Origin of the sequence: Shewanella sp. SM71, assembly GCF_025653905.1 — a bacterium.
Taxonomy (GTDB): domain Bacteria; phylum Pseudomonadota; class Gammaproteobacteria; order Enterobacterales; family Shewanellaceae; genus Shewanella; species Shewanella oncorhynchi.
On record NZ_JAKKRW010000005.1, the window covers coordinates 259776 to 270632 of the forward strand.

Genomic DNA, 10857 nt, shown 5'->3' on the forward strand with positions numbered 1-10857 from the left:
AATTATAGCTTCAAGCTTGGATGTCTCTCTTTTGTGTAAAGGCAGTGTAAATTTTTATTGTTTAATAACAGTGTGATAGCCCGTATATTCGACGTGTTGCTCGCTGGCATGGTCATTCTGATTGAGCGCATTGAGCGCATTGAGCGGATTGAGCATAAGGCACTGAGTCTGACTGTCGTCGGATAAATCACTAAAAAATAGTGAGAATAATCAGAAACTATCACCGCACAAAACTGCATAACGTAATATGAAACTATATCAATATGATTAATATGGATATTTTAACTGGCATAAGCTTTGCTGGCGATGTGACTTTATGTTTCGTGGTGCATTCATGTTTGTGATGTGAATCGTCGCCATACAAAATGTATTGCCAATATTTACGGAGAGAATATGAATCCAGCATTTTATAGCCTAGCCACTGTCACTGTTTTAACTTTGTCACTCGCCACTACCGAACCTGCTGTTGCAACAGATGCGCCCGCATTAGCTAAAGCAGCATCAGTTAAAACGGCTGGGGCTCCACAAGCTGACATTGCGCAGCCCGCTGCTGTACTTACAGACACTTTATCTACCCAAATTGCAGCGGTGGATTTTGCTGTGTTCGACAGTTTCAATAAGTGCGCCGCCCCTGCTGAACTCAATAAACACGCGGCGTTTTTCACTGAAGATGTAGAGTTTTACCACGATACGGGTGGCGTGACGTGGAACCGCAAGGACATGATCGCTAATACCGAAAAATATGCCTGTGGCCATTACCGCCGCGAGTTAGTTGCGGGCACGATGAAAGTGTTTCCGGTGAAAGAGTTTGGCGCGATAGAGCAAGGCGTTCATCGTTTTTGCAGCTTTGAAACCGGCAATTGTGAAGGTCTAGCCGACTTTGTCATTGTGTGGCGCAAACAGAACGAACAGTGGAAAGCCACTCGAGTGCTGAGCTATGGGCACAGAACCGCCGAGGCCAAAACGGACTAAACCACTAAACCAAAGCTAGCTTTTAACAAAAAACGAGTCTTTAACAAAATGCTAGCCTCTAACAAAATGCAGTAGTCGATTATTGGCGGGCATAGCCACATCTTGCTTCAGCGTTAAGCCTTGCTCGCTGGCTAAACTGCAAATCCATTCAATATCGCGAATGCCGCTGGCGGGATCCCGCTGTTTTAAAAAGGCATCAAACTGGCGATTGCTGTCACTGCTAAATTCGCCTTGGTAGTTAAAGGGGCCGTAAATGCACAGGGTCTTGAGTTGGGGGAGATACAGACCAAGGCCAGTAAAAAACGCTTCAACCATATTTTTGCTCATAATATGCAAAGTGTTTGCAGTAAATACGCCATCAATATCAGATGTTAATCCCTCCACTGGCCATGGCACAGTGACATCAAGGGTAAGTGGTAAGCGTAGGTTTGCCGCTGCATTGGGTAGCTTGCCTTCATTCATACACCTTGCGGTAATGACCTCAATATATTCAGCCTGATCGCTGGTTTGCCAGATTAAATGGGGAAGATTTGCTGCAAAATACACAGCATGTTGCGCTGTGCCACTGCCGATTTCGAGTACATGTTGGTTGAGTGAGAATGCTTGTGTTAATACCGCTAAAATCGGCGCTTTGTTGTTTTCACACGCTTGGGAAAACGGCAATTGGGTAAGTGGCTGGGTAATTGGCATTAGTGGCATAATGGACTCTAGGTTGCTGAGATAAAAAGAGGATGACGCCGCACAAGCCTATCTTAAACCAGCAAAAAGTATAAGGCTTAAAAGATAAAATGAGCCGCGCCTTAACATTCGGAGTTTCTATCTTAGATAACTTAATCTTAGGTGCCTTAATTTTAGTACCTTAATTTTAGTGCCTTAATTTTAGGTACCGCCATTTCAGAAGCTTCCATCTCAAGCTTCTCCATTTCAGGTTCTTCAAGAAGGAGCCTGCAGCCAGCTCAACTCCCTTTGTCATGTCCTGCAAAAATAGTTATCGCAATTCACTGTTGACCTCGATCTCAACTTAGATATACTCACAAATTCTGAACGATTGTAAAAAATATAAAACAACGTCGGCATGATGCCGTGTTAAAACGAGTCTCCAAAACTGAGTGTCCAGAAGAACTGAGAGCCCAGAACTAAGACTTAACACTCACTTTCAACAGTTAACTTTCAACATCAAGGAATGACCATGCCAGCAGAGCGTTGCGCCTCCTACTACAATGCCACCATTAACCAAGAGTCGGATTATCCTGCGCTTGAAGGCGACATTCGAGTCGATGTGGCGATTGTCGGTGGTGGGTTTACCGGCGTGGCAACGGCGTTGGAATTATCTGAGAAGGGCTATAAAGTGGCACTTATTGAGGCCAATAAAATTGCGTGGGGCGCGACCGGACGCAACGGTGGGCAGGTGACGGGCAGTTTGTCCGGCGATGTTGCGATGACAAAACAGCTGCGCCGTCAAATCGGCAATGAAGCTGAGGATTATGTGTGGAATATGCGTTGGCGCGGCCACGATATTATTAAAAATCGGGTGGCCAAGTACGGCATAAACTGTGATTTAAAGTTTGGTCATATCCAAACCGCTTACCAGCCAAAGCACATGCAGGAGCTTAGGGCTATGCATGATGAGGCGCAGCGCCGCGGCATGGGTGAATTTATGACGCTGGTATCCGCCGATGAAATGCCCGCCTATTTAGGCTCGCCCTTGTATCACGGCGGCTTAGTCAATCGGCGCAACATGCATTTGCACTCAGTCAACCTATGCTTGGGTGAAGCCCGCGCGGCAGCAGGTCTTGGGGCGTTAATCTTTGAACACTCACCCGTACTTGATATTGAAGAAGGCGATGTGGCGACTGTTGTCACTGCCAAGGGAAAAGTGCGCGCCAATAGTGTGCTGATCGCGGGTAATGCTTACCATAAACTCGCCCGTCCAAAACTGCGCGGTATGTTATTTCCGGCGTCCTTAGGCAATTGCGCCACTGCGATTCTGCCCGATGATGTCGCTTTACAAATCAATCCGCAGGATTTAGCCGTGTATGATTGCCGCTTTGTACTGGATTACTATCGCCTGACCGCGGATAAACGGCTGATGTTCGGCGGCGGGACTAACTACAGCGGCCGCGATCCTAAAAATGTGGCTGCGGAATTACGGCCTGCGATTGAGCGTACGTTTCCACAATTAAAGGGCGTTAATATCGAATTTTCCTGGGCCGGAATGGCTGGAATTGTGATTAACCGTATCCCGCAGCTCGGTAAAGTGTCGCCGAATGTATTCTATTGCCAAGGATATTCTGGGCACGGAGTGGCGACATCGCACATTATGGCCGAGATCATGGCCAATGCGATGGATGGGCAATTGCGTGAATTTGATTTGTTTGCGGCCATGCGCCATATCCGTATTCCGTTAAATGAATGGTTTGGCAATCAAGCGCTGGCATTAGGCATGTTGTATTACACTTTGCGGGAAAACTGGCGCTAGTTTGCGCCGTTTTGTCTGCTACCAATCAATCTGCTCAAACAGTGTTTAATCCTGCTCGGCGAGTTTTTCGGCAAGATAATCGACCAATACGCGGATCTTGGCCGACAGGTGGCGGTTTTGCGGATAGAGTGCCCAAATGCCTTCTTTGGCTTCGCGGTGACTGTCAAGGAAGGAGAGTAACCGTCCGGCTTGAATATCTTCTTCAATATAATAATCAGGCAGTTGAACTATCCCTATGCCTTTTAGTGCCGCATCCCTTAATGCGTAACCGCTGTTACAATTGAGATTGCCACGGACTTTGATATTACGCTCGCGGCCATTTTCCACAAAGCGCCAGTAATTATGATTACCGATCAAACAATTGTGCTGGCTAAGTTCAGATAAGGTATGGGGCTGACCGTATTTTTCTACATAACTCGGTGAGGCGGCGACATAGTGGGTACGGCTGCTTAAGGGTTTGGCCATCAAACTCGAATCGGCAAGTTTTCCGAGGCGAATGGCCAGATCATAACCGCCTTCAATCAAGTCTAAGGTGCGATTAGTTAGGTCGACGCTAAACTCAACGCTGGGATATTGCACCATAAAATCATTGAGTAACGGCATGATGAATTTCTCGCCATAGGCGACGGGCGCTGTGAGCTTGACTAAGCCTTGGGGTGAGTCCTTTAGGTTTGAGATGGCGCGCTCGGCTTCTTCTAACCCCGTTTGTAATTGGCGGCAATGACGATAATAAATCGTGCCTTCTTCGGTTAACGACACTTTGCGGGTTGTGCGGTAAAAGAGTTTTGTGCCAAGGCGATTTTCTAAGGTGCTCACTTGGCGGCTAACGTGGGCGGTGGAGATATTCAGCCGCTGCGCTGCTAGGGTAAAACTTTCGGCCTCGGCCACTGCGACAAATTCAGAAATGCCGTCCCAGAGATACATTGTTGTTACTCAGTAAAAATGAATTGCTTGAATACTAGATTGTCTCTCGCTGAGAAACAAATACAATCCTCCTATTCAGTAGCATTAGTGCAATGGGCGCAAGAGTTTGCTTGGCCTGAATTGAATTTATGATACACCAATGACTTACTCCTATTACCTATTCAAGGGACGTAACAATGTCGAACGAAAAACCGCAGTTTATTAAATCAAAGGCCGCTGTTGCTTGGGGACCAGGACAACCACTTAAGATTGAAGAAGTGGATGTGATGTTACCTAAAGCGGGCGAAGTCTTAGTGCGCATTGTGGCTACGGGCGTGTGTCACACGGATGCGTTTACCCTGAGCGGCGACGATCCAGAAGGCGTATTCCCAGCGATTCTAGGCCACGAAGGCGGCGGTATCGTTGAGCAAGTGGGCGAGGGTGTGACCAGCGTACAAGTGGGCGATCATGTGATCCCACTTTATACCCCAGAGTGCGGCGAGTGTAAGTTCTGCCTATCGGGCAAAACTAACCTGTGCCAAAAAATCCGTGCGACCCAAGGTAAAGGTTTAATGCCTGATGGCACCACGCGTTTTTATCTCGATGGCAAGCCCATTTTCCATTACATGGGCTGCTCGACCTTCTCTGAATATACTGTACTGCCTGAAATCTCATTGGCTAAAGTCAATAAGAGCGCGCCATTAGAAGAAATTTGTCTGTTAGGTTGCGGCGTAACCACTGGTATGGGCGCTGTGATGAACACGGCCAAAGTGGAAGAAGGTGCAACCGTGGCGATTTTCGGCCTCGGCGGTATCGGTTTATCGGCGATTATCGGTGCCACTATGGCCAAAGCCAGCCGCATTATCGCGATTGATATCAACGAATCTAAGTTCGAGTTAGCCAAAAAACTCGGCGCGACCGATTGCATCAACCCAAAATTATTGGATAAGCCCATCCAAGAGGTGATCGTTGAGATGACCGACGGTGGCGTGGATTACTCATTCGAGTGTATCGGCAACGTCAACGTGATGCGCAGCGCCTTAGAGTGTTGTCATAAGGGCTGGGGTGAATCAGTCATCATCGGTGTTGCCGGTGCTGGTCAAGAGATTTCAACCCGTCCATTCCAATTGGTGACTGGCCGCGTTTGGCGCGGTTCTGCCTTTGGCGGTGTGAAAGGGCGTTCTGAACTGCCACACATTGTTGAGCGTTACATGGCGGGTGAGTTTAAGCTCGATGATTTTATCACCCATACTATGGGGCTGGAGCAAATCAATGAAGCGTTCGAGCTGATGCACGAAGGTAAGAGCATCCGTAGCGTGATCCATTTTGATAAATAAGTGGTTTTGCATTTTAAACTGATACTTCAGCTTGATGTGACTAACGGGCAGACAGGTGCAAATCTGTCTGCTGTGTTGCCAACTGAGCTGACGATAAGCGCCATGACTAACGTTATAAATAGCGCTAAAAGATTGAGCTTAAAAGGACTTGTATGACCATAGAAAATATCAGTTGTAACAAGAGTTTTGGCGGTTGGCATAAGCAGTATCGCCATCAATCTCAGTCGTTAAACTGCGAGATGCGCTTTGCCATTTATCTGCCGCCTGAGGCGGTGAATAAACCTGTGCCTGTGCTGTATTGGCTTTCAGGTCTAACCTGTACCGATGAAAACTTTATGCAGAAGGCGGGTGCACAGCGCATGGCAGCGGTACTTGGGATGGCGATTGTCGCCCCAGATACCAGTCCTCGCGGTGACGATGTGCCCGATGCGGCGGATAAAGCTTACGATTTAGGCTTAGGCGCGGGTTTTTACCTCAATGCGACAAAAGCACCTTGGAATCGCCATTACAAAATGTACGATTACATAGTCCATGAGCTGCCTACCTTGATTGAAGCGCATTTTCCTGTCACTACCCAGCGCGCTATCTCCGGCCATTCAATGGGCGGTCATGGTGCTTTGGTGATTGGTCTGAGTAATCCACACAGATATAGCTCAATTTCGGCCTTTAGCCCGATTTCGAATCCAAGTAATGCACCTTGGGGCATTAAAGCCTTTAGTGAGTATTTAGGTGAAAATCGTGAACATTGGCGCCAGTATGATGCCTGCGAGTTGCTTAAGCTCGCGATTAGCGAAGTGCCAGTACTGATTGACCAAGGTGAAGCTGACAGCTTTTTAGACACCCAATTGATGCCACAATCGCTGGTGGATATCGCCCATACCAAGGGTTATCCCTTGGATGTGCGGATGCAAGCGGGGTACGATCACAGCTACTACTTCATCGCGAGCTTTATTGAAGAGCACCTTAAGTTCCATAGCTTGTACTTTAAGCCATAAATAGCCGATTCGGCAGTCACGTCGATGCGCTAAAACAAAAATGCCGCAACTCACTGAGTTGCGGCATTTTTTATGGTGCGATTTAAGCGATTAACGAGAGTGAATTAACACTCAGCACTTAGCACTCAACAATGTTGACTGCTAGGCCACCTTTGGCGGTTTCTTTGTATTTACTGCGCATATCTCTGCCGGTGTCCATCATGGTTTTGATCACTTTATCCAGTGAAACCTTATGGTTACCGTCGCCACGCAGGGCCATACGAGAGGCGTTAATCGCTTTAATCGCGCCCATGGCATTACGTTCGATACAAGGCACTTGCACTAGGCCGCCCACAGGATCGCAGGTTAGACCTAAGTTATGTTCCATGCCGATTTCAGCCGCGTTTTCAACGTGCTCAACCGTACCGCCCATGATTTCAGTCAGTGCGCCAGCGGCCATAGAACAGGCCACGCCCACTTCACCTTGGCAACCGACTTCGGCGCCCGAAATTGAGGCATTTTTCTTGTACAAAATACCAATTGCAGCGGCAGTTAATAAATAACGGGCGCAGACATCGATATCCACTTCTTGTACGAAGGTATCGTAATAGCATAAAACGGCAGGAATAATTCCCGCAGCACCGTTTGTTGGCGCAGTGACGACGCGATCACCGGCCGCATTTTGCTCGTTGACCGACAGGGCGAATAAATCGACCCAATCCATAGCGGTTAATGGATCGACATTGTTACGGCCTTCGGCTTTCAAACGACGGTACAGTGCAGGTGCACGACGACGCAGTTTTAGGCCGCCAGGTAAAATGCCTTCCTTCTGATAACCGCGTTCGATACAGGTTTTCATCGTTTGCCAAATATTCCACAGCTTGGCTTTGACTTCATCTTCAGTGGCTAAACTCAGTTCGTTCGCCATCATTAAAGAAGAAATGCTGAGACCTTGCTCGCCGCATAATTCCAGTAAGTGAGCCGCACTCACAAAATCAAAAGGAGCCGATTCAATTTGTGAGGCTGGTGAGGCATTACGTTGGCTAATTTCATCTTCATCTAAAATAAAGCCGCCACCCACTGAGTAGTAAGTGCGATCAAAAATGCATTCTCCTTTACAGTAAGCGTACAAGGTCATGGCGTTAGCATGCGCAGGTAGCGTTTTGCGTCTGTGATAGGTAATGCCTTGCTCACGGGTAAACTTAACTACTTTGCCACAGTGCAGCGTTAAGGTTTCGTCCTTGGAGACGTGTTCTAAAATACCGTCGATACTGTCAGTGTCCACGGTTTCTGGATCTTCACCCATTAAGCCTAAAATCACTGCTTTGCCCGTGCCGTGGCCTTTGCCTGTTTGGCCGAGGGAGCCAAAGAGTTCGGCTCTTAATTCATCAATCTGGGTCACGAGTCCTGAGTCAGTCAGGTTTTGCATAAAGATTTTGCCCGCTTTCATTGGGCCGACGGTATGTGAACTCGATGGACCTATGCCGATCTTGAACATGTCAAATACGCTAATCATGATAGAAGTCCTGTTGTGTCTTGTTTATTATTTTAGTCTGAGTGCATGGGATTGCTCGCTCTGCAGATTGAAGCACGCTAATCTTGCGCGTGTACTCTGGTCAGTGGCGGCGTTCTTTCATGCGAAATCTGCTTGTGTGATACTCTAACGCCAGTATCCCATAGATTAGTGTGACAATTCACATTAGTTTTTTTTATTCGTAATAGTTCGGATAAGCTGAACTTAATTGGGACTTTTTTACAGGCCATTTTATGGCCAAGAATACAGGCTTCGATAGCGCTACAAGGGTAGGTGGCTCGCTTTTTTTAGCTTTTTTGTGAGCGTGGACTACTTATGGCTTGAGTGGTTATTTTTTGAGTCTTAATGAATATTTTTAGGGAGAAGTATGAGCTATTTAATGTTGGATTTACTGTCGTTGGACGTCAGTGAGGCTGAATCTGAGATGCTACGCCATCCACAGGTGGGTGGTTTAATCCTATTTTCCCGCAATTTTTCGAGCCGTGATCAGTTGATCCGTCTGGTACAACAGATACGCCAAATACGCCCAGAAATATTAATCGCCGTCGATCACGAGGGTGGCCGAGTACAACGCTTCCGTGATGGCTTTACCATTATTCCCGCCATGGGCGACATTTTACCCGCAGCAAAGGGCGATATGGTATTGGCCAAGCGTTGGGCCTGTGAGCTCGGTTTCTTGATGGCGATTGAATTACTGGCTTGCGATATCGACTTAAGTTTCGCGCCCGTATTGGACTTAAACGGCGTGAGCCAAGTCATAGGTAAACGCAGCTTTAGCCCAGAGCCCGCCGAGGTGATTACACTGGCCGAAAACTTTATTGCTGGCATGGCCGTAGCTGGCATGGGCGCCGTGGGTAAACATTTCCCCGGGCACGGCAGTGTAGTGGCGGATTCGCACTACGAGAAACCCATTGATGATCGCGATGCTGAGGCGATTTTTGCAAAGGATATCCTACCGTTTAAAGAATTGATCGCAAAAGAAAAGTTATTAGGCGTGATGCCCGCGCACGTGGTTTACCCTAAAGTCGACCCTAACTCTGCGGGCTTCTCTGAATACTGGCTAAAACAAGTGCTGCGTAAAGAACTTGGCTTTAACGGGGTGATTTTCTCTGACGATCTTGGCATGCAAGGCGCAGGATTTGCGGGCGATTACCGTGCAAGGGCCAGCGCCGCCTTAGCCGCAGGTTGCGACATGATTTTAGTGTGTAATGACAATGCGGGCGTAATGTCGCTACTCGATGGCTTTACTTGGCCTGCGAGCGCGCCACAGTATCCTGCGAGTTTACTTAAACCCAATGCTGCGCAAACGGCAGCTGCGCTCGATAATACGGCCCGTTGGGAAAATGCCAAGCAGCTTGCCGAGCAAATTTGTTTGGCTCAACAGGCGAAAGTTTGATGTAGCGCAAGGTGTGAGATCACTCTTTTGCTAGGGTTAGTTAATTCACTGTAATCAAAAATGATTAAAAGGCCTTGATATGATTTTCTATCTTCATGGATTTGATGCTACTAGCCCAGGTAATCACGAAAAAATGCGTCAGTTGCAATTTATTGACCCTGATGTGCGTTTGATCAGTTACAGCACCTTGCACCCTAAGCACGACATGCAACACTTGCTCAAGGAAGTCGCTAAGCAAATGCAGCATTGCGACGATCCCGCGCCGTTAATGGTTGGCGTGGGACTCGGCGCTTATTGGGCCGAGCGGATTGGATTTTTAAATGGTCTTAAATCTGTGCTGATTAACCCTAATTTGCACCCAGAAAATAATATGCAGGGCAAGATTGACCGCCCAGAAGAATATGCCGACATTGCCAATAAGTGCGTGTCGCAATTTCGTGAAAAGAATACTCAAAAGGCCATGTGTATATTTTCGGTTAATGATGAGATGTTCGATAATCAGCAACTCGCCAGTGAATTAAGCCCCTATTATTCGATTGATTGGGATGACGTTCAACCCCACAAATTCCCCCAACTCGCCGCCCATCTCCCCAAAATAAAAGCCTTTAAGTTGGCTTGATTTATATCGATTGAATAAAAGTATCACTCCTCTTTTTATATTTAAGAGGGGAGTGGGTTTGTCTCATCGGCTATTCCGCCTTATGGTTTGGCTTTTAATACTTCATGCCGCGCACATTGCGACTCTGAATATGAGTGTGACTATGGGTATATATTTCAGTAGGGCATATTGAGGGCTCTAGATTATAAAATCGACTGTATTGGTTTTGGACTTAAATGTGTAGGAAAGTAGTCTAGGGTGGCTGCGACTTTGGGTTTTGGTTTTAGGGGATTAGCGTTGGCTGGTATCTACGCATGTAGGCTTGCCATGGCATTCACTCACCGACTCGCAGCCAGTCCGTCCGTGGATGCTCGACCGCCCCGGACGGTCGTCTCGCCAATCACCATGGCTCACCTTCGTGCATTCACGTAACCTGTAGATTTAAAAGACATACGCAACACACTTTTGTCGGATAGACGGCATCTGTTACCAAGTGCCGCCCTCCTAAGAACCGTACGTGCAACTTTCACTGCATACGGCTCAAGCCTCCACTAAGGCGTGTTCTGTTACCCAGCACCCTATATAGCAGCTAAGACAGGATCGAACCAAGAGTTTCGACCTTCCTTTGCCTGTTTCCGCTTACTTAAGTAAGCTTCGTATTCGG

10 protein-coding genes are annotated in these 10857 nt (G+C 47.5%); 7 read left to right on the plus strand and 3 right to left on the minus strand.

Annotated elements, in window-relative coordinates; genetic code table 11:
- Nucleotides 1-57 precede the first annotated feature (57 nt).
- The gene (locus L5L97_RS07190; RefSeq protein ID WP_263183981.1) at nt 58-186 is read left to right on the plus strand and encodes a hypothetical protein; all 129 of its coding nucleotides are present in this window, start codon (nt 58-60) and stop codon (nt 184-186) included.
- A gap of 207 nt (nt 187-393) precedes the next feature.
- The gene (locus L5L97_RS07195) at nt 394-972 is read left to right on the plus strand and encodes a nuclear transport factor 2 family protein (protein ID WP_263183979.1); all 579 of its coding nucleotides are present in this window, start codon (nt 394-396) and stop codon (nt 970-972) included.
- A 51-nt stretch (nt 973-1023) separates the two neighbouring features.
- On the opposite strand, the gene L5L97_RS07200 is transcribed toward L5L97_RS07195, so the two are convergent.
- Nucleotides 1024-1671 (minus strand): class I SAM-dependent methyltransferase, encoded by a 648-nt coding sequence (locus L5L97_RS07200; protein WP_263183978.1) that lies wholly within the window; start codon nt 1669-1671, stop codon nt 1024-1026.
- A 490-nt stretch (nt 1672-2161) separates the two neighbouring features.
- On the opposite strand from L5L97_RS07200, the gene L5L97_RS07205 reads away from it, so the two are divergent.
- A complete protein-coding gene (locus L5L97_RS07205; RefSeq protein WP_263183977.1) occupies nt 2162-3451 on the plus strand; it encodes an NAD(P)/FAD-dependent oxidoreductase in 1290 nt (429 codons plus the stop codon).
- A 45-nt stretch (nt 3452-3496) separates the two neighbouring features.
- Here the strand turns inward: L5L97_RS07205 and L5L97_RS07210 are convergent, their stop codons facing one another.
- Nucleotides 3497-4375 carry a LysR family transcriptional regulator gene (locus tag L5L97_RS07210; protein ID WP_014610473.1) on the minus strand — a complete coding sequence of 293 codons (879 nt, stop codon included), beginning with the start codon at nt 4373-4375 and terminating at the stop codon, nt 3497-3499.
- A 176-nt stretch (nt 4376-4551) separates the two neighbouring features.
- Between L5L97_RS07210 and L5L97_RS07215 the strand changes: the two genes are divergently transcribed.
- Nucleotides 4552-5691 (plus strand): S-(hydroxymethyl)glutathione dehydrogenase/class III alcohol dehydrogenase, encoded by a 1140-nt coding sequence (locus L5L97_RS07215; protein ID WP_006081880.1) that lies wholly within the window; start codon nt 4552-4554, stop codon nt 5689-5691.
- 152 nt (nt 5692-5843) lie between these two features.
- Nucleotides 5844-6686: an S-formylglutathione hydrolase gene (gene fghA / locus L5L97_RS07220; protein ID WP_028759793.1), complete on the plus strand. Its 843-nt coding sequence runs from the start codon at nt 5844-5846 to the stop codon at nt 6684-6686.
- A 118-nt stretch (nt 6687-6804) separates the two neighbouring features.
- On the opposite strand, the gene L5L97_RS07225 is transcribed toward fghA, so the two are convergent.
- Nucleotides 6805-8181 carry an L-serine ammonia-lyase gene (locus tag L5L97_RS07225; protein ID WP_028759794.1) on the minus strand — a complete coding sequence of 459 codons (1377 nt, stop codon included), beginning with the start codon at nt 8179-8181 and terminating at the stop codon, nt 6805-6807.
- A 385-nt stretch (nt 8182-8566) separates the two neighbouring features.
- Here L5L97_RS07225 and nagZ point away from each other — a divergent pair, with 385 nt between their 5' ends.
- Both nagZ and ycfP read left to right on the plus strand, forming a co-directional pair.
- Nucleotides 8567-9595 carry a beta-N-acetylhexosaminidase gene (gene nagZ / locus L5L97_RS07230; protein WP_263138760.1) on the plus strand — a complete coding sequence of 343 codons (1029 nt, stop codon included), beginning with the start codon at nt 8567-8569 and terminating at the stop codon, nt 9593-9595.
- A gap of 79 nt (nt 9596-9674) precedes the next feature.
- The gene (gene ycfP / locus L5L97_RS07235) at nt 9675-10214 is read left to right on the plus strand and encodes an alpha/beta hydrolase YcfP (protein ID WP_263138761.1); all 540 of its coding nucleotides are present in this window, start codon (nt 9675-9677) and stop codon (nt 10212-10214) included.
- Nucleotides 10215-10857 lie beyond the last annotated feature (643 nt).